This window comes from Streptomyces sp. NRRL F-6676 (assembly GCF_000725625.1).
In the GTDB taxonomy this organism is placed as follows: domain Bacteria; phylum Actinomycetota; class Actinomycetes; order Streptomycetales; family Streptomycetaceae; genus Streptomyces.
On record NZ_JOHS01000060.1, the window covers coordinates 39107 to 57432 of the forward strand.

An 18326-nucleotide genomic window follows, 5' to 3' on the forward strand; every position below is an offset into this window, starting at 1 on the left:
TGACTTTTCGGGAGCGGCTTCGGCGCCGCGCAAGCCGGTGCGGAATTACGTTCGACGGGTGGCCCGAGGGCTGTGAAACCGCTCGTTCGAGTGAACTGGTTGGGCCGAAACGCGTGTCGTTGTCCTGTGACAGAAGCGTGACCGGCAGGGAACGTACGGAGCGTCAGGGGCCGTCGGCGTCGGGGGCCCGGCGGATTCTGTGCGGCCCGGGCTCCGCTTCCCCCGGGCGGACGGCGCCGCCTACCGTGGCCGTATGGCACCCATTCCCACACCCCCAGCGGAACCCCAGGACTCCCCGGAGGCGTACGTCGGCCAGGAGGCGGCGCGGGCCGAGCGGCTGGCCCGGGAGCGCGGCTGGACCACCGTGCGGTCCCTGGCGCCGGGCACGGTCATCACGATGGAGTACCGCGCCGGACGGCTGAACTTCGAGGTGGCGGACGGCACCGTGACGCGCTGCTGGAAGGGCTGAGCACCCGGCGCCCGCCGGTCGCCTCGCGCGCCGTTACGGTCAGTTGCCGCCGAGCGGGCGGGCCGAACCGGCGGCGGTGCGCGGCGAGCGGTCCGAGTGCGGCGGGCGGCGGCTGCCCGCCGGAGTGACCGGCGTGCGCTCGGAGCGCGCGGTGTGCGGCCCCGGCGCCAGATACGCCGGCGCGCGGGACGCACGCGGGGCGACGCTGTCCCGGGCCGGGGGATCGCTCTCGTCGGCCGTACGGGCCGCCTGCGGCGCCGGCGTGGCCACCGGGGCGACCACGGGGGCGGGGGAGGCGGCCGGAGCCGGAGCGGGGGCCGCGGCGGGCGTCGGCGCCGGCGCGGGGCCCAGGAGGCGGCTGCGCCAGCGGTCCCGCAGGTCCAGGATGACCACCTCGGCGCGGGCGATCAGCGGCTCGCACCACGGCAGCCCCAGCAGGATCAGCAGCCCCGCCGTCCAGCCCAGCACCACGTCGCTCAGCCAGTGCGTACCGAGATAGACGGTGGTCAGACCGACCCCGAGCGAGGTCACCGCCGACAGCGCGGAGAGCCAGCGCCTGGCCCGCGGGGTGGAGGCGAGATAGGCCAGGATGCCCCAGGTCACCACGGCGTTGGCGGTGTGCCCGGAGGGAAATATGTCGCCGCCGCGCCACATCTCGTTGGAGCCGATCGCGGTCGCGTAGTGCGGTCCGAGCCGCCCCATCCCGTACTTGGCGGCGCCGACGGTGACGTTCAGCAGCAGCAGCGCCGCGCCCAGCGTGAGCAGCGGGCGCAGGGTGTGCTGCCGCCAGGAGCGCCAGCCCAGCCAGGACGCCACCATCACCGCCGTGGGGCCGCGCTGACCCAGCACCACGTAGTAGTCCAGGAACGCGTGGATCTCGGGCCACTGCTGGTACGGCCGGAAGAACATGACCTGCCAGTCGAGCCGCACCAGCCAGGAGGTGATCACCACGGCCCACACGATCGCCCCGTAGAAGGCGAGCGTCCCGGCGAAGAGGACCACGCGGTGCCGGCTCATCCTCGGCACGTCGATGTGGACCGGCCGCTCCGGCTCACGGTCGAGCCGCGCGAACAGCCCGTCCAGACGGGTCAGCATTGCTTCGGTACGCACTCAATCGACGTTACAGCGAGTGAGCTGTCGTCCCCGCACTATCACCGGGTTTGTGATGACGATGTGATGTGGGATTCCTCTCAGCGGAGGCTTATTTTCTGTGTAATTCCTGTTCGGGGGCCCGGTCTCCCCTTCATTTCCTTTGATCTTCCGGCGTTCCGGTTATGCGTCCGTATTCAATTCGTTCACCGAATCATCGGCCGGAATTACCCGGGCGCTCATTGATCCGTTCGGGGCCGGCCGGGGCGGCCCGGGGAACGGTCAGGGCGGCCCGGAACCGTTCAGCCACACCGCCCCGTAGACCGCGGACGCCACCGCGACCACCCCCAGAACCGTCGCCGAGCCGCGTGGACGCCAGGCGGCCAGGGCCCGCGCGAGCGGCAGCAGCAGCGGGAAGGCGGGCAGCAGCAGCCGCGGCTTGGAGCCGAAGTAGCTCGACGCGCACAGCGCCAGCGCGGTCACCACCCCCGCGTAGACCAGCAGCGGCAACGGCTGGCGCTGCCGTACGCACGTCACGTACAGCCACACCACGAGAGAGACCCCGACCAGCAGCCCGAGACCGGCCAGGGCGGAGGGGAACGACGTGAACTTGTCGCCGACGAAGCGGGCGAAGGCGTACCCGCCGTCGAAACCGTTGCGCCAGCCCGCCTGGACGTCGAGGTAGCCGAACGGCCCGCCGCCCGTGCGGTGCCCGACCCACAGGACGTAACCCGCCGCCCCCAGCGGCGCCAGCACCACCCCGAGCAGCCGCGCCGCCGGAACCCGGGGACCGGCGCCGCCCGCGCGCCGCTCCCGCAGATACGACTCGGCCGCCGCCGCCCACACCGCGGCCACCACCGCGAGACCCACCGGCCGGGTCAGCCCCGCCAGCAGGGCCAGGACGCCCGCACCGGCCCAGCGGCCGGTCAGCACCGCGTACAGCGACCAGGCGGCCAGCGCGGTGAACAGCGACTCGCTGTACGCCATCGACTGCACGATCCCCACCGGCAGCACCGCCCACAGCAGCACCGCGTACAGGGCCGCCCGCCCGCCGTACACCCGCGCCGTCACGGCGTGGATCCCCGCGGCCGCGGCGAGCGAGGCCAGCGCGCTCACCAGCAGCCCCGCGTCGGCGTACGACAGCGGGGTCAGGGCCGCGCCGAGCCGCTCCAGCCAGGGCAGCAGCGGGAAGAAGGCGAGGTTGGAGTGGACGTCGCCGTCCGGCAGCCGCACCTCGTAGCCGTAACCGAGCTCCGCGACCCGGGTGTACCAGAGCGAGTCCCAGCGCGCGGACAGCAGTGTGCGCGGGTCCGCGCCGTGCGCGGCGCTCACCAGAGCGAGCGCCAGCAGGCCCAGCGCGCGCACGGCCGCGTACCCGAGCAGGGCGGGCAGCCGCCCCTCCAGCCGGGCGGGCGCCGTACGCAGAGCAAGATCGGTCACGCGCTCGATTATCGACGCCGGCCGGGACGGCCGTGCCCCGTGGGGCCCTCAGCCCCGCGAGAGCGTGGTGTACACCACACGCATCACGCGTGAACGTGAGGGGTCCGCCACTGGCCACCGGCCGGAACTCGCGTACTCTGGCGGCTCACTCGCATCGTTGCGTGGGCCCCACGGAGCACCACTCCCTCGGGCCGCAGCCCCGCGGGGACGTCCCCACCCCGTGGATCCGCCGATGCGAGGAACCATCTGGGAGGTACGTACATGTCCGGGACGACCACGGCCGCCGCGCGACGCCGTCGGGAGCCCGGGGCGGGTGCCAACCGCTGGGTCGTCCTCGTCGTCCTCTGCGTCAGCCTGCTGCTCGTCGCCGTCGACGCCACCGTGCTGCACGTCGCGGTACCGGCCGTCACCGAGGACCTCGAACCCGGCGCGATCGAACTGCTCTGGATCGTCGACGTCTATCCGCTGGTCTGCGCCTCGCTGCTGATCCTCTTCGGCACGCTGGGCGACCGGATCGGCCGCAGACGCGTCCTGCTGCTCGGCTACGCCCTCTTCGGCATCGCCTCGGCGATCGCGGCCTTCGCCGGTGACGCGCACGTCCTCATCGGCGCGCGCGCCCTGCTCGGCGTCGGCGGCGCCATGATCATGCCGGCCACGCTCTCCCTGCTCCGCCAGGTCTTCCCCGACCGGCGGGAGCGGGCGCTGGCGATCGGGGTGTGGAGCGCGGTGGCGGCGGTCGGCGCGGCCGTCGGACCGCTGCTCGGCGGGTTCCTGCTGGAGCACTTCTGGTGGGGTTCGGTCTTCCTCGTCAACATCCCGCTGATGCTGGTCAGCCTGCCGGTGGGGCGGGCGCTGCTGCCGGAGTCGCGGGGCGAGGGCGACGGGCCCTGGGACGTGGGCGGCGCGTGCATGGCCGCCGCCGGGCTGTTCGGCACCGTGTTCGGGGTGAAGCGGCTGGGCGGCGGGGAACCGCCGCTGTCCCTGCTCACCCTGGTGCCGCTGCTGGCCGGGGCGGTGCTGCTGGTGCTGTTCGTACGGCGGCAGCGGAGCCGGGCGCATCCGCTGGTCGACCTCGGGATGTTCGCCCGTACGGCGTTCAGCACGTCCGTCGGGTGCATCGTCCTCGCGATGCTCGCGCTGGTGGGCCTGGAGCTGATCGCGGCGCAGTACCTCCAGCTCGTGCTGGGACTTTCGCCGTTGCAGACGGGGCTGCGGCTGCTGCCGCTGACCTTCGCGGCGATGGCGGCGGGGCTGCTGGGCTCCCGGCTGCTGCACCGCTTCGGCCCCCGGCGCACCGTGGCCGCCGGGTTCTGCCTCACCGCGGGCGCGGTGCTCACCCTCACCGTGATGGGCGGACACGACGAGCCCGGGCTGCTCCTCGGCGCGTTCCTGCTGCTCGGGTTCGGTCTGGAGACGACGCTGTTCGGGGCGTACGAGTCGATGCTGAGCGAGGCGCCGGTGGAGCAGGCGGGGGGCGCGGCGGCGATCGGGGAGACGTCGTACCAGCTCGGTGCGGGAATCGGGATCGCGCTGCTGGGGAGCGTGATGAACGCGGCGTACGCGCCGGGGCTGGCGTCCGTGCCGGGGGTGCCGGCGGGGGCGTCGGCGGCGGCGGGGCATTCGCTGGGGGAGGCGTATGCGGTGGCCGGGCGGCTCGGGGGTGAGCGGGGGGAGCTGCTGCGGCAGGCCGCGCGTCACTCGTTCGTGCATGGGCTGCATGTGACGTTGCTGGTGAGCGCGGGGTTGTTGCTGGCGGGGGCGGTGATGGCGTTGCGGTTGCCGCGGGTGATGCAGTGCGCGGAGGTGCCGTCGGGGACGGGTGCGGGGGCGGAAGCGGTGCCGGGGGGTGCGGTGCCGGCACCGCGCGGCGTGGAGACGTCCAGGGTGTCGGCGTAGGGGGGCGCCCGGGAGGGCTCGGGTGGTGGGGTGCGTGGGCGGGTGCGGGTGATGGGTGGTTGCTCGCGCTCGCGCGGCGGAGCCGCAGATCAGGCACAGTCCCGCGCCCCTGAAAAGCAGGGGGCGCCCCATTGCTTTGAGGGGCGCGGGGAACTGCGCGACAAGCCGTAACGCACCCGCACCCGCCGACGCACCCCACCGCCCGAGTTGCCAGGCGCCCGACGGCACTCCCCGGTGCTAACGTGCCGTGCCGTACCCCTGACTAGCACCGCTAGTTTTCGCCGTCGCCGGAGGTGTTCATGTCCGCGTCCGCAAAGCCCCCCGCCTTCGACCCCGTCGACCCCCTCGGTCTCGACGACCTCCTCTCCGCGGAGGACCTCGCCGTCCGGGCCACCGTCCGGGACTGGACGGCCCGCCGCATCGCACCCCACATCGCCGAGTGGTACGAGAACGGCGAACTCCCCGGCATCCGGGAGCTCGCCCGCGAACTCGGCGCCCTCGGCGCGCTCGGCATGTCGCTCACCGGCTACGGCTGCGCCGGCGCGAGCGCCGTCCAGTACGGCCTCGCGTGCCTGGAACTGGAGGCCGCCGACTCCGGCATCCGCTCCCTCGTCTCCGTGCAGGGCTCCCTCGCCATGTACGCGATCCACCGCTTCGGCTCCGAGGAGCAGAAGCAGACCTGGCTGCCCCGTATGGCCACCGGCGAGGTCATCGGCTGCTTCGGGCTCACCGAGCCCGACCACGGCTCCGACCCCGCCGCCATGCGCACCCACGCCCGCAAGGACGGCACCGACTGGGTCGTCAACGGCCGCAAGATGTGGATCACCAACGGCTCGGTCGCCGGCGTCGCCGTCGTCTGGGCCCAGACGGACGACGGCATCCGCGGCTTCGTCGTCCCGGCCGGCACCCCCGGCTTCTCGGCCCCCGAGATCACGCACAAGTGGTCACTGCGCGCCTCCGTCACCAGCGAACTCGTCCTGGACGACGTACGGCTGCCCGCCGACGCCGTACTGCCGGAGGCGACCGGGCTGCGCGGCCCGCTGAGCTGTCTGTCGCACGCCCGTTACGGAATCGTCTGGGGGGCGATGGGTGCGGCCCGCTCCTGCTTCGAGACGGCCCTGGAGTACGCGCGGACGCGCGAGCAGTTCGGGCGGCCCATCGGCGGCTTCCAGCTCACCCAGGCCAAGCTCGCCGACATGGCGGTCGAACTGCACAAGGGGATCCTGCTCGCCCACCACCTGGGGCGGCGTCTGGACACCGGCCGGCTGCGCCCCGAGCAGGTCAGCTTCGGCAAGCTCAACAACGTGCGCGAGGCCATCGAGATCTGCCGCACCGCCCGGACGATCCTGGGCGCCAACGGGATCTCGCTGGAGTACCCCGTGATGCGGCACGCCACCAACCTCGAGTCGGTGCTCACCTACGAGGGCACCGTCGAGATGCACCAGCTCGGGCTGGGCAAGGCGCTCACCGGTCTGGACGCGTTCCGGTGACCTGAACACCGGAAAGGGCGCGGGCGCCGGTGAGCGGCCCTGCCTCAGCTCTGGTTGAAGAAGCCGTCGGACGGCCCTCTCATCGCCTCACCGCTGACGATCTCCGTGTCCGCCGGCGTCAGCAGGAAGACCCGGGTCGAGACGCGGTCGATGGAGCCGCGCAGGCCGAAGATGAGCCCGGCCGCGAAATCCACCACGCGCTTGGCGTCGGCGGGCTCCATACCCGTGAGGTTCATGATGACCGGGACGCCGTCCCGGAAGAGTTCGCCGATGGCCCGGGCGTCCCGGAAGCTGTCCGGGGTGACCGTGGCGATCCGGCGGCTTCTGTCCTCGACCGCCTCCGAGGCCACCTTCACCCGGGGGTCGGTGACCCAGGCATCGCCGGTCTCCTGACCCTCGGCGTAGTCGTCGTCGTAGTAACGCTCGTCATCGTTGTCGTCGACGAGGCCAAGCCAGGCACTCGCCTTGCGCACCGATCCCATGGACGCCTCCTTTCACAGCGGTCCTGCCTGCCTTCCGCATCCCCATGGTCGACCATGATGCGGAGGGAGCGCCAAGGGGATAGACGTCGCGCGGGGGTTTCGTGACGGTACTGGTGCAGAGCGCGTTCGTCGAGAGGCCGCGTTTCCCAAGGGTCGCGACACAAACGGGTGCTGACTGGAAGTGAAATATGATTCTTCACGGCGACCGGGTGACGGCTGATACGGACGAGTGAACGACACGGCGGCCCGGAAGAGCCCGTGAATCCCGTCCGGAGCAGGGCCGGAAGAAACCTTGAACCGGTACGATGCCGCAGCTCAACGTCGTTTTTTCGGTTTCCGCTCCACATCGTGCACACTACCGGGGGAAGTGTCGTGTTCGGAATCGTTCGCCCCTGCCGCCACCGGCTGAGCGAGGGGCTCAGGAATCAGTGGATGGCGCACTTGTGCGGGCTCTGCCTGGCGCTGCGCCAAGACCACGGACAATTCGCGAGGGTCGCGACAAACTATGACGGGCTCCTCATATCGGTGTTGACGGAGGCTCAGTCCGCGCCCGCCGCCACGGCACGGCGCACCGCGGGGCCCTGTCCGCTGCGCGGCATGCGGACCGCGTCCGTCGCCCGCGGCGAGGGCGCCCGGCTCGCCGCCGCGGTCTCGCTGGTCCTCGCCTCCGCCAAGGTGCGTGACCACGTCGTCGACGGGGACGGGCTGCTGGCCCGCCGACCGGTGGCCGTCGCCGCCCGCCGGGTCGCCGCGAGCTGGGGGCGCGCGGGCGCCCGTACCGGACAGGACGTCGGGTTCGACACCGCGCTGCTCGTCGACGCGGTGGAGCGGCAGGCCGGCATCGAGGCGCTCGCCGGACCGGGCACGCCCCTGCTGACCGTGACCGAGCCCACCGAGACGGCCACCGCGGCCGCGTTCGCGCACACCGCGCTGCTCGCCGGGCGCCCGGCCAACGCCGCACCCCTCGCCGAGGCCGGACGGCTCTTCGGGCGGCTCGCGCACCTGCTGGACGCGGTCGAGGACCAGGTCCAGGACGCCGCCACCGGCGCGTGGAACCCGCTCACCGCGACCGGCACCCCGGCCGCCGAGGCCCGGCGGCTCGCCGACGACGCGCTGCACGGGATCCGGCTGGCGCTGCGCGAGGTGGAGTTCACCGATCCGGCACTGGCGCACCTGCTGCTCGTGCACGAACTGCCGCGCTCGGTGGACCGGGCGTTCGGGACGGAGTCGTGCGGGCACGCCGGGCACGGTGGCCCGGCGCGGAGTGCGTTCGGCCCGCCGCAGCCACCGCACGGGGCACCGCAGCCATCGCACGGGGCGCCGCGGTCGCCGTACGGGGCCCCGCCGTTCGGGCCGCCGGAGCCGCCGCGGCCGCCGGAGAAGCGGGGCTGGCTCGCGGGGTGCGCGGTCGCCACGGGGCTGTGCTGCACCTGCCAGGTGTGCTGCGCCGACGAGTACGAGGGGCCCTGGTCGCGCAAGAAGCGGGAGGGGTGCCTCAGCAACTGCGACTGCGACTGCGACGGGGACTGCTGTGAGGCGTGCAGTTGTTGCGAGTGCTGTGAGTGCTGCTCCTGCTGCGACTGCGGCTGAGGGCGCGCCGGGACCGGTCCCGTTCGGAAGATCCCCCGAAACCCGGTATGGGTGCAGCCGGGCAACTTCGCGCGCATATGAAAGGGTTGTCCGTATGACGACGGACGCACCCGAGGCGTGGAAGCAGTGGCAGGAACACCGTCTGGAGACGGTCTCGGCCCCCTACGGGCCCCTCGCGCTGACCGGCACCCACTGGATCGAGGATTTTCCGGACGGTCGAATTCCGGACACCCCCGGGCACTGGTCGGCCGAGGAGGACGCGGTCGTGCTCACGGCGCGCGCGGAGGACGGGCTGTCGGTCGACGGGGAGCCCTTCACCGGCCGGATCCGCCTGGTCGCCGACCCGGGACCGGCGGAGGCGGCCCGGGTCGCGCACGGCGAGCGCCGCCTGGTCGTCCTGGTCCGCGAGGACGGCTGGGCGCTGCGCGTGTACGACCCGGCCGCCCCCGCCCGCCGGGAGTTCCGCGGCATCGAGGCCACGCCGTACGACCCGCGCTGGACGGTGCCGGGCCACTTCACCCCGTACGGCGCCCTCCGGACCGTGCGCGTGGAGAACGCCGACGGCCGGCACCGGGGGCTGCGGCTCGGCGGGGTGCTCGCCTTCACGCTCGACGGGCAGGACCTCACCCTCCAGGTCTCGGTCCGCGACGACGGCTCGCTGCGGGCCGTCTTCACCGACACCACCGGCGCGGACGGCGCGAGTTACCGCTTCCGGTTCCTGCGCGCGCCGGCGCCCGACGCGCAGGGGAGCACGACGGTGGACTTCAACCGCGCGCACCTCCCACCGTGCGCCTTCTGCTCCCATTTCCTCTGTCCGCTCCCGCCGCCGGGCAATACGCTGGACGTCGCCGTCGCGGCCGGGGAGCGCACCCTGCGCTGACCCGACGCGCCGTCAATCCGCACGCGACGCACACCGGTTCACGACAGTTCCCGCACGCCTTCCCGTCCGTATCCACACAGGTGCGGGCCGGCCGCGCCGCTCGGCCGAAAGGCGCCCTTGCGTCCGTCGGCCGGGTGACCGAATACTGCCCCCACAGCGCTTGTCAGGGACACGGCGTGTTCGCAACCCGGACGCGCCGGCCCCCGGCTGCGCCTCACCGGGCCCCGTCCCCACGCGGGCCCCCGACTTCCCCCGATGGAGGAACGAAAAGTGAGGATCAAGCGCACCACCCCCAGCAGCGGCATCTCGAGACGGACCCGGCTGATCGCCATCGGTTCGACGCTCGTGGCCGCCGCCGCGATCGCGGTCCCCAGCGCGAGCGCGTCCGACACCGCCGCCACCTTCAGCACCGCCCAGCTCAACCGGGCCGGCGGCTCGGTGCTCGAGGCCGATGTCCCGGGCACCGCCTGGGCGGTCGACACGGCCAACCACCGCGTGGTCGTCACCGTCGACAGCACGGTCTCCCAGGCCGAGATAGCCAAGATCAAGCAAGCGGCCGGCAGCGAGTCCGGCGCGCTCACCATCAAGCACACCCCCGGCACGTTCAAGAAGCTGATCGGCGGCGGCGACGCCATCTACGCCAGCGGCTGGCGCTGCTCGCTGGGCTTCAACGTGCAGGACTCGAGCGGGAACTACTACTTCCTGACCGCCGGGCACTGCACCGACGGCGCGGGCACCTGGTGGTCGAACTCCTCCCACTCCACGACGCTCGGCACCACCGCCGGGTCCAGCTTCCCCGGCAACGACTACGGCATCGTGCGCTACACCAACAGCTCGGTGAGCAAGTCGGGCACCGTGGGCAGCGTGGACATCACCAGCGCGGCCACGCCGTCCGTCGGCACCACCGTCTACCGTCGTGGCTCCACCACCGGCATCCACAGCGGCCGGGTCACCGCGCTCAACACGACGGTCAACTACGGCAGCGGTGACGTCGTCTCCGGGCTGATCCAGACCACGGTCTGCGCCGAGCCCGGCGACTCCGGCGGTTCGCTGTACTCCAACAGCGGCGTCGCCTACGGTCTGACCTCCGGCGGCAGCGGCGACTGCACGTCCGGCGGTACGACCTTCTTCCAGCCGGTGACCGAGGCCCTGAACGCGTACGGGGTGCACGTGTACTGATCCGGTTCCCTGCGGAGCCGATGATCCGGTTCCCTGCGGTGCCGCCCGTGTGAGAGCCCCCGTACGCCGTGGTGTACGGGGGCTCGCCCCGGTGTCCGTCCCGGAGCTACCGTGAGGTTGGACCAGGTGCGGGCGGGCGGCCGCGACACGCCCCCGCGGCGCACCCTCGCTGCGGACCCGAGGGGGCCGACATGGTCGAGGAACTGGTGACGGCGGGCGTGGCCTTCGTCTGCGCCGCGGGTGTCTACCTGATGGCGGGAGCCCGGGTCGTCAAACAGTACGAGCGCGGTGTGGTCCTGCGGCTGGGCCGGCTGCGGTCGGACGTGCGCGGGCCCGGGTTCACAATGGTCGTTCCGTTCGTGGACAGGCTCCACAAGGTCAACATGCAGATCGTGACGATGCCGATTCCCGCGCAGGAGGGGATCACGCGGGACAACGTCACGGTGCGGGTGGACGCGGTCGTGTACTTCCGGGTGACCTCGGCGGCCGATGCGATCATCCGGGTCGAGGACTACCGGTTCGCGGTCTCGCAGATGGCGCAGACCTCGTTGCGGTCGATCATCGGCAAGAGCGAGCTCGACGATCTGCTCTCCAACCGGGAGAAGCTCAACCAGGGGCTCGAGCTGATGATCGACAGCCCGGCGGTGGAGTGGGGGGTCACGATCGACCGGGTGGAGATCAAGGATGTGTCCCTGCCGGAGACGATGAAGCGGTCGATGGCGCGCCAGGCGGAGGCGGACCGGGACCGGCGGGCGCGGGTCATCAACGCGGACGGTGAGTTGCAGGCGTCGAAGAAGCTGGCGGAGGCGGCGGCGCAGATGGCCGATCAGCCGGCGGCGTTGCAGTTGCGGTTGTTGCAGACGGTGGTGGCGGTGGCGGCGGAGAAGAACTCGACGCTGGTGTTGCCTTTCCCGGTGGAGCTGTTGCGGTTCCTGGAGAAGGCGCAGCACGGGGCGGCGCCGGCCCCTGCCGCGGCCCCTTCGCCGGCACCGGAGCCGGAGCCGGTGCGGGAGGTGCGCGGGCCGGAGGCGTAGGCCGGCGAGGGGAGGGGGTGTTCGCCCCCCCGCCGCCCCTGCCCTCCCCCGAGCTCCCGGCTGCGCCTGGGCAGAAGGCGCGACGGCGCTGCCGGGCCGCAGCCATGACCTGACCGCGGCCCGCGCCCACCGTGTCATCCGCGTCATCCGGGTCGGCGAACGCCGGGGCGTGTCCGTCCTCGCCGACCGCGCCTGCCAAGGCGCAGGCCCCCCGGGTCACCACCGGACGCCAACGGCCACGGGTGGTGAGCCCGCCCTCACCCGGCGCACCGTCCACCGGGCACCGGCCGCGGCCGGAGGCTCAGGAGCCGGCCACGTTCGTGGGCGCGGTCCAGCCGGTGGCTCGGATCCACTGGGCCAGGTCCAGGGTGGCCGGCTCGATCGAGCGCACCACCGAAGGGTCCGCGGGGTGTTCCGCGGCCTTCGCGAACTCGCGGAACATCACCCTGTCGAGCTCGGTGGGAAGCACGCTCAACGGGACGGCCTCGTACCGTGCCGGGAGCCCGGCGCGCGCGCCGAACGCCGCGGCCATCTGGGGGCCCGTCAGCTCGTCGCCGACGAGCTCGACGGCTCCGCCGGGCGCCTCCGCGGTGCCGAGCAGGAGCGCGGCGGCGACCCGGCCGATGTCCCTGACCGAGATCATCTTCAGGGGGACGTCCTCCGGCAGCGGCAGCCTCAGCACGATCTCCCCATGCTCCAGGCTCGGTGCCATCACGCTCGCGAAGTTCTCCATGAAGGCGGTCGCACGAACCATCGAGGCCCTGAGGCCGGACTTCCTCAGGTACTCCTCGATCGAGTGCTTCGAGTCGTGGTGCGGCACACCCGACTCCCGGTCCGCTCCGAAGACCGAGTTGAACACGACGTGCGGGACGTCGGCCTCGACCGCCGCGTCGACGAGCGCGGTACCGATGCGGATCTCCGCCTCGACCTCTTCGAGGCTGTTCGCCTCCGGGGTCATGAAGTAGAACCCCTCGACCGTCGCCAGCGCGGCGGCCAGCGACGCCGGGTCGTCGGCCCGGACGGCCGCCAGTTCGACGCCGCGGGCGGCCAGCGCCTGAGCCCGGTCGGACTGCGGGTTGCGGACCAGGGCCCGCACCCGCGCCTTGTGGTCCAGCAGCGCGTCGACCACCGCCCCGCCCTGTTGCCCCGTCGCGCCGAAGACCGCGATCGTGCCGGTCGTCTGTGTGCTCATCGCTGCCACCCTTCAGTAGTTCATGGCGTGAACGAAACTAGTTCACGCCATGAACTGTGTCAAGGTGCGGGTGCGGCGGCGGCACCTCACGGGGTGACGGGTTGGTTGGAGGTGGGCACGGAGAGGTCCGAGGTGTCCACGATGGCGGTGGCCACGCGCTCGAAGTCGCGCTGGTCGTCGGCGTCGAGGTTCCTCGCGATCTCGGGCAGGCGCTTGGCGATCTCGGCGTAGATGGCCTCGGCGAGCACCTTCCCCGTGGGCGTCGCACTGAGCATGACGACCCGCCGGTCCTGCGCCGAGCTTGCCCGGCCGACCAGCTCGCGCCGCGCGGTGCGATCGACCAGCTGACTCAACGCGTTCTTGGTCATGCCCAGCGACGCGGCGAGGTCGGCCATCTGCCGCGGCTCGTTCCTGACCGCGCAGAGCAGCGTGGCCTGCGAGGGGGTCAGATCGAACCCGGCGCAGATCTGCGCGTACTTGCGTTGAATCACGACCGAGAGCCAGAAGAGCTTGTCGCCATAGTCCACGCCGACCTCCCCGATCCGATTGGCGAACGATCAGCCTACTCGTCGCGGGCCGGCAGACCACGCCACCCACCAGGTTATGCGCACCTCCGCGAGAGCGGCCTGGCGCTCCTGCCCCCACCACTTTGATCGGCTCGCCCTGTCGGGCCCGCACGGTCGGGCCCGCACGGTCGGCGCCGATCTCGTCGGCCACCGCCGGGGCGACCTCGACCTCGACCTCGACGGCGGAGCGGATGCGGTGGGTGACCGCGCCGCCGTACTGGTCGGTGCGCTCGTCGGCGTTCTCGGAGAGGAACCGGCCGGAGGAGCCTGCCGTGGGGCGTCACGCCGCCAGTGAGCCCGGTCCGATCGCTCCGGGGCCGAACTTCGCCCGGACCCGGTCCGCGACCTCCTCGATGCGGCGGACCTTCTCGTCCACCGGATCGAAGGTGAGCTGGTGCGCGGCCCGCTCGGCGGGGGTCAGCCCCTCGGCGCGCAGCGCGAGGCCGCGGACCCGGGCGCGTTGCAGGCCGAGCGCCTCGTACAGGCGGTAGGCGGTCCGGGTGAGCGCCGCCGAGTGCGCGGTCGGCTCCGCCAGCGCCCGGCTGCGGACGGTCGCGGAGCGGTCGGCGTAGCGCACGGTGAGGGTCAGCGTTCCGCACACGTGTGCGGTGGCGCGCAGCCGGACGCCCAGTTCCTCCGCCGCCGAGAGCAGCGCGCGCCGGTGCCGGCCGGGGTCGAGCTCGTCCAGGTCGAAGGAGCGTTCGGTGGCGAGGGAGCGCGCGACCGCGTTCGGGACGACCTGGCCGCGGTCCACGCCGTTCGCCCGCTCGTACAGCTCACGGCCGGCCTTGGCGCCGACGAGCCGCTGGAGCGTGGCCGGGGGCGCGGCGGCGACCCTGCCCACCGTGTCGAGCCCGTACTCGCACAGCGTGCGGGCGGTGGCGCCGCCGACGCCGGGCAGCGCCCGTACCGGCCGTCCGGCCAGGAACTCCGTCACGCCGGCCGCGGTGTCCGGTACGGCGACGACGGCGCCCGGCGCCGCCTCCCGCAGCGCCATGCGGGCCAGCATCGGCCCGGGCCCGGCGCCGACCGCGCAGTCGATCCCGTGGTGGGCGAGCGACCGTACCCGGATCAGCCGGGCCAGTTCGACGGCGTCCCGGCCGAAGTAGCGCTCGGCGCCGCGCAGATCGGCGAGCGCCGTGTCCGGCGGCAGCGCCTCGACGACGGGCGTGAACTCCTCCAGCAGCCCGAGCAGCCCCGGCAGGGCCGCCTCGTACACCGGCGGCAGCTGGAAACGTACGCAGAGGATGGTCATCCCGCACTCCCCGGGCTCTGGTGCCACAGTTTCCTTCCGCCCGGCGGGCCCTCGCCCGCGGGGCGCAGATCGGCCCAGGGGTGCATCTCGTACCCCGTGGGCATCCGGATGCGCCGCCCCCGGCCGTCGCCCCGGTCGTCGTCCCCGTCCTGTTCCCCCTCGGTCTCCTCGGCCCGCTCCAGTTCCCGCCGCCGGCGTTCCATCGGGTCCGGCGCGGCGGAGCCGGCCGGGCGCGGCAGCCCGTCGGACCCGGCGACCGCCCCGGCCCGGACCCGGCCGCCGGAACCGGGGCCGCCGTCCTCGCGGCCGGCGCCCGCGGTCTCCGTCCCCGTCTCCGCCAGCCGGGCCGCCACCCCCTTGAGCCCCTCCCGCCGGCGTATCTCCAGCAGTTCCGCGAGGTTCCAGGCCGCCGCGCCCACCACGCTCAGGCTGCGCGGGCCGCGCCGCTGGACGACGCCGCGCACCAGCAGCAGCCAGGAGTGGAAGACGGTGTGGGCGCAGGTGTCGTGGGAGTCGTCGAAGAAGGCCAGGTCGACCAGGCCGGTGCCGTCGTCGAGGGTGGTGAAGATGACCCGGCGGCCGGAGCGGATCGGCGGGGTCTGGGTGGCCGCCTTGGCGCCCGCGACCAGCACCGTCTCGCCGTGCCGGGCGTCGCGCAGCCGTCGTGCGGACAGCACGCGCAGCTCGTCGAGGAAGGCGCGGTGGTCGTCCATCAGATGGCGCGAGGCGTCCATGGAGAGGACGCCCAGTTCGGCGCTGAGCCGTTCCTCGTCCGACAGGTCGGGCAGCCCGGCGGAGGCGGTGCGCCGGCCCCCGGCCAGCGGGAGCTGTCCGCCGCCCCCGCCGCGGGCGCCCCGGTGCAGTTCGGTCAGGTGCAGTTGCAGGTCGCGCCGGTTGGCGCCGAACGCGTCCAGCGCGCCGACCTGCGCGAGCCGTCCGGCGATCGGTCTGCTGGGCCGGGCGCGTTCCCAGAAGTCGAGCAGGGAGGCGTAGGGCTGTCCGGCGGCGATCCGTTCGGCCTCGGCCTCGCTGATGCCGTGTACGTCGGAGAGGGCGAGCCGCAGCCCCCAGGCGCCCGCACGCCCCTCGTCCTCGGACACCAGTTCGATACGGTGGGTGACCCCCGACCGGTTCACGTCCAGCGGCAGCACCGGCACACCCCGCCGCCGCGCGTCCGCGAGCAGCAGCCGCTTGGGATACATCCCGGGGTCGTGCGTGAGCAGCCCGGCGTAGAAGGCGGCCGGGTGGTGCGCCTTGAGCCACGCCGACTGGTACGTGGGGACGGCGAAGGCCACCGCGTGCGCCTTGCAGAAGCCGTAACTGCCGAACGCCTCGACGATCTCCCAGGTGCGCGCGATCGTCTCCGCGTCGTACCCGCGCGCGGTCGCCTGCTGCGCGAACCAGACCCGGATGCGGCCCTGCGAGTCGGGGTCGGAGAGCCCGCGCCGCACCCGGTCGGCCTCGTCGAGTCCGCAGCCGGTCAGGGTGTGCACGATGTGGATGATCTGCTCGTGGAAGACGACGACGCCGTACGTCTCCTTCAGCGGTTCCTCCAGGTCGGGGTGGGGGTAGCGGATCGGGGCCCGGCCGTGCCGGGCCTCGATGAACGGCCGCACCATGTCGGCGGCGACCGGTCCTGGCCGGAAGAGCGAGATGTCGACGACCAGGTCGTGGAAGGTGGCCGGCTGGAGCCGGCCGACCAGGTCGCGCTGGCCGGGCGACTCGATCTGGAAGCAGCCGAGCGTCTCGGCGGACCGGATCAGCCGGTACGTCGCCGGATCGCCCGGCTCCACCGCGTCCAGGTCGATCCGGTCGCCGCTGGTGCGTTCGACCTCGGCGACCGCGTGCGCCATCGCCGACTGCATCCGCACCCCGAGCACGTCCAGTTTGAGCAGCCCCAGCTCCTCCACGTCGTCCTTGTCGAACTGGGACATCGGCAGCCCCTCGCCGCTGGTCGGCACGACCGGCGTACGGCCGCGCAGGGAGGCGTCGGAGAGCAGCACCCCGCACGGGTGCATGGCGACCCCGCGCGGCAGCGCGTCGAGGGCCTCGACCAGCTCCCAGAGCCTGCCGTACCGCTCCCGCTCACCCGCGAGCGCGCGCAGCTCGGGCAGCTCGTCTAGGGCCGCGCGGGCGTCACGGGCGCGGATGTGCGGGAAGGACTTGGCGATCCGGTCGATCTCGGCGGGGTCCATGGACAGCGCCGCGCCCACGTCCCGGATCGCGTGCCGCACCCGGTACGTCTCCGGCATCGCGACGGTGGCGACCCGCTCGGCGCCGAACCGGTCGATGATCGCGCGGTAGACCTCGATCCGGCGCGCGGACTCCACGTCGATGTCGATGTCGGGCAGCACCGGGCGCCGCTTGGACAGGAAGCGCTCCATCAGCAGCCCGTGCTCGACGGGGTCGGCGTGCGCGATGCCGAGGAGGTGGTTGACGAGGGAGCCGGCGCCGGAGCCGCGCGCGGCGACCCGGATGCCCATGCCGCGCACGTCGTCCACGACCTGGGCGACGGTGAGGAAGTATGAGGCGAAGTCGTGGTGGGCGATGATGTCCAGCTCCCGGTGCATCCGCTCCCAGTACGCGCGCCGCCCGGTGAGCCCGAGCCGGACCATGCCGGCCGCCGCCCGGGAGGCGAGGGTGCGCTGGGCGGTGCGGCGGTCGGCGCCGACGAGGTGGGGCTCGGGGAAGTGGACGGTGCCGATGCCGAGGTCGTCCTCGGGGTCGACCACGCACTCGGCGGCCGTGGCCCGGGTCTGCTCCAGCAGATGGCGGGCGGTCCCGGGGCGGAAGCCGGCCGCCTCCACGATCCGCTCGGCGGCGTGGGCCATGGCGGCGGTGTCCTTCAGCCAGGCCTCGCCGGAGTCCAGCTCCTTGGTGGGATCGACGGGGACCAGACGGCGGGCGGCGTCCAGGACGTCGGCGACCGGGCCGAGGCCGGGGTCGGCGTAGCGCACGGCGTTGCTGAGCACGGGCCGCACACCCTGCTCGGCGGCGAAGCCGACGGTACGGGCGGCCAGGCGCAGGGAGCCGGGTCCGGTGCCGGTGCGGCCGTGCCAGACGGCCTCCAGGCGCAGGGCGGCGCCGTACGTCTCGCGCCAGGGCGCGAGCAGCCGGGCGGCGCGGTCGGGGCGGCCGGCGGCGAGGGCGCGGCCGACGTCGGAGTCGGGGCCGAGGAGGACGGTGAGGCCGTCGCCGTGGTTGGCGTCCTGCGGCAGCAGCGGGGGGCCGTCGCCGGGGGTACGGCCGGCATGGGCCGCCGAAACGATTCTGCATAGATCGGCCCAGCCGGGGGCGCCGTCCCGGGCGAGGAAGGTGACGCGCGGGGCGGACTCGTCCACGAAGGCGCCGCCGCGGACGGGGGTGCGGCGGCGCCCCTTCGGGGCGGGGCCGTACGGGGCGACGGCCAGGTCCACGCCGTACAGCGGGCGGACCCCGGCCTTGGCGCACGCGCGGGTGAACCGGACGGCGCCGGCGAGGGTGTCCCGATCGGTCAGCGCGAGGGCGTCCATCCCGCGCTCGCCGGCCTGCTCGGCCAGCCGTTCGGGGTGCGAGGCGCCGTAGCGCAGGGAGAACCCGGAGGCGGTGCGCAGATGCGTGAACGCCGGCACGACACCACACCTCCCGCGGGCGCGTTCTCCGCGCCTTACTCGAACATTCGTTCCCTACCCCACCCTACCCCCACCTTCGAACGTCCGTACGAAACCCGCAGGCAGGGCCTCACCTGCGGGAAAGGGGGTTCGGGGGTGGTTCAGGGGTGGTTC

General features: G+C 73.3%; 15 protein-coding genes and 1 pseudogene. 9 read left to right on the forward strand and 7 right to left on the reverse strand.

All coding sequences use genetic code 11. The annotated features are described in order from the left end of the window. The first annotated feature begins 253 nt into the window (after positions 1-253). Positions 254-469 carry an I78 family peptidase inhibitor gene (locus IO29_RS26970; protein WP_030381217.1) on the forward strand — a complete coding sequence of 72 codons (216 nt, stop codon included), beginning with the start codon at positions 254-256 and terminating at the stop codon, positions 467-469. Positions 470-508: 39 nt separating this feature from the next. Here IO29_RS26970 and IO29_RS26975 read toward each other — a convergent pair whose 3' ends face one another. After that, a complete protein-coding gene (locus IO29_RS26975) occupies positions 509-1579 on the reverse strand; it encodes a phosphatase PAP2 family protein (protein WP_030381218.1) in 1071 nt (356 codons plus the stop codon). Between the two features lie 261 nt (positions 1580-1840). Next, a complete protein-coding gene (locus tag IO29_RS26980; protein ID WP_030381219.1) occupies positions 1841-2998 on the reverse strand; it encodes a glycosyltransferase family 39 protein in 1158 nt (385 codons plus the stop codon). A gap of 261 nt (positions 2999-3259) precedes the next feature. Between IO29_RS26980 and IO29_RS26985 the strand changes: the two genes are divergently transcribed. Together IO29_RS26985 and IO29_RS26990 are read left to right on the forward strand one after the other, a co-directional pair. After that, positions 3260-4894, forward strand: coding sequence for an MFS transporter (locus IO29_RS26985; RefSeq protein ID WP_030381220.1), 1635 nt, complete (start codon positions 3260-3262; stop codon positions 4892-4894). A 299-nt stretch (positions 4895-5193) separates the two neighbouring features. Continuing rightward, positions 5194-6384, forward strand: a complete 1191-nt coding sequence (locus tag IO29_RS26990; protein WP_030381221.1) for an acyl-CoA dehydrogenase family protein — start codon at positions 5194-5196, stop codon at positions 6382-6384. Between the two features lie 44 nt (positions 6385-6428). Here IO29_RS26990 and IO29_RS26995 read toward each other — a convergent pair whose 3' ends face one another. After that, positions 6429-6866, reverse strand: coding sequence for a cell division protein SepF (locus IO29_RS26995; RefSeq protein ID WP_030381222.1), 438 nt, complete (start codon positions 6864-6866; stop codon positions 6429-6431). A gap of 372 nt (positions 6867-7238) precedes the next feature. Here IO29_RS26995 and IO29_RS27000 point away from each other — a divergent pair, with 372 nt between their 5' ends. The 5 genes and pseudogenes from IO29_RS27000 to IO29_RS40410 form a co-directional block, all read left to right on the forward strand. After that, positions 7239-8456, forward strand: coding sequence for a DUF5685 family protein (locus IO29_RS27000; protein WP_030381223.1), 1218 nt, complete (start codon positions 7239-7241; stop codon positions 8454-8456). Positions 8457-8550: 94 nt separating this feature from the next. Beyond that, positions 8551-9336, forward strand: coding sequence for a DUF1684 domain-containing protein (locus IO29_RS27005; protein WP_030381224.1), 786 nt, complete (start codon positions 8551-8553; stop codon positions 9334-9336). 270 nt (positions 9337-9606) lie between these two features. After that, positions 9607-10515 carry a S1 family peptidase gene (locus IO29_RS27010; RefSeq protein ID WP_030381225.1) on the forward strand — a complete coding sequence of 303 codons (909 nt, stop codon included), beginning with the start codon at positions 9607-9609 and terminating at the stop codon, positions 10513-10515. Positions 10516-10706: 191 nt separating this feature from the next. Then, the gene (locus IO29_RS27015; protein ID WP_033226647.1) at positions 10707-11549 is read left to right on the forward strand and encodes a slipin family protein; all 843 of its coding nucleotides are present in this window, start codon (positions 10707-10709) and stop codon (positions 11547-11549) included. 85 nt (positions 11550-11634) lie between these two features. Continuing rightward, positions 11635-11844 (forward strand): annotated as a pseudogene (locus tag IO29_RS40410) (IS5/IS1182 family transposase); the annotation flags it as partial. Between the two features lie 6 nt (positions 11845-11850). Here the strand turns inward: IO29_RS40410 and IO29_RS27020 are convergent. Together IO29_RS27020 and IO29_RS27025 are read right to left on the reverse strand one after the other, a co-directional pair. Next, positions 11851-12741, reverse strand: coding sequence for an NmrA/HSCARG family protein (locus tag IO29_RS27020; RefSeq protein ID WP_030381227.1), 891 nt, complete (start codon positions 12739-12741; stop codon positions 11851-11853). A gap of 86 nt (positions 12742-12827) precedes the next feature. Beyond that, positions 12828-13268: a MarR family winged helix-turn-helix transcriptional regulator gene (locus IO29_RS27025; protein WP_030381228.1), complete on the reverse strand. Its 441-nt coding sequence runs from the start codon at positions 13266-13268 to the stop codon at positions 12828-12830. Positions 13269-13344: 76 nt separating this feature from the next. Between IO29_RS27025 and IO29_RS27030 the strand changes: the two genes are divergently transcribed. Beyond that, the gene (locus IO29_RS27030; protein ID WP_030381229.1) at positions 13345-13602 is read left to right on the forward strand and encodes a hypothetical protein; all 258 of its coding nucleotides are present in this window, start codon (positions 13345-13347) and stop codon (positions 13600-13602) included. Here the strand turns inward: IO29_RS27030 and IO29_RS27035 are convergent. Together IO29_RS27035 and IO29_RS27040 are read right to left on the reverse strand one after the other, a co-directional pair. After that, positions 13588-14562, reverse strand: a complete 975-nt coding sequence (locus tag IO29_RS27035; protein ID WP_030381230.1) for a DNA polymerase Y family protein — start codon at positions 14560-14562, stop codon at positions 13588-13590. The genes IO29_RS27030 and IO29_RS27035 overlap by 15 nt on opposite strands. Beyond that, the gene (locus tag IO29_RS27040; protein WP_030381231.1) at positions 14559-18173 is read right to left on the reverse strand and encodes a DNA polymerase III subunit alpha; all 3615 of its coding nucleotides are present in this window, start codon (positions 18171-18173) and stop codon (positions 14559-14561) included. Before IO29_RS27040 ends, IO29_RS27035 begins: the two co-directional genes overlap by 4 nt. Positions 18174-18326: the final 153 nt, after the last annotated feature.

Bases quoted from the DNA above. Each gene is read 5' to 3' on its own strand.
- IO29_RS26970 (WP_030381217.1), top strand. From the start codon at position 254: ATGGCACCCATTCCCACACCCCCAGCGGAACCCCAGGACTCCCCGGAG.
- IO29_RS26985 (WP_030381220.1), top strand. From the start codon at position 3,260: ATGTCCGGGACGACCACGGCCGCCGCGCGACGCCGTCGGGAGCCCGGG.
- IO29_RS26990 (WP_030381221.1), top strand. From the start codon at position 5,194: ATGTCCGCGTCCGCAAAGCCCCCCGCCTTCGACCCCGTCGACCCCCTC.
- IO29_RS26995 (WP_030381222.1), bottom strand. From the start codon at position 6,866: ATGGGATCGGTGCGCAAGGCGAGTGCCTGGCTTGGCCTCGTCGACGAC.
- IO29_RS27005 (WP_030381224.1), top strand. From the start codon at position 8,551: ATGACGACGGACGCACCCGAGGCGTGGAAGCAGTGGCAGGAACACCGT.
- IO29_RS27015 (WP_033226647.1), top strand. From the start codon at position 10,707: ATGGTCGAGGAACTGGTGACGGCGGGCGTGGCCTTCGTCTGCGCCGCG.
- IO29_RS27020 (WP_030381227.1), bottom strand. From the start codon at position 12,741: ATGAGCACACAGACGACCGGCACGATCGCGGTCTTCGGCGCGACGGGG.
- IO29_RS27030 (WP_030381229.1), top strand. From the start codon at position 13,345: ATGCGCACCTCCGCGAGAGCGGCCTGGCGCTCCTGCCCCCACCACTTT.
- IO29_RS27035 (WP_030381230.1), bottom strand. From the start codon at position 14,562: ATGACCATCCTCTGCGTACGTTTCCAGCTGCCGCCGGTGTACGAGGCG.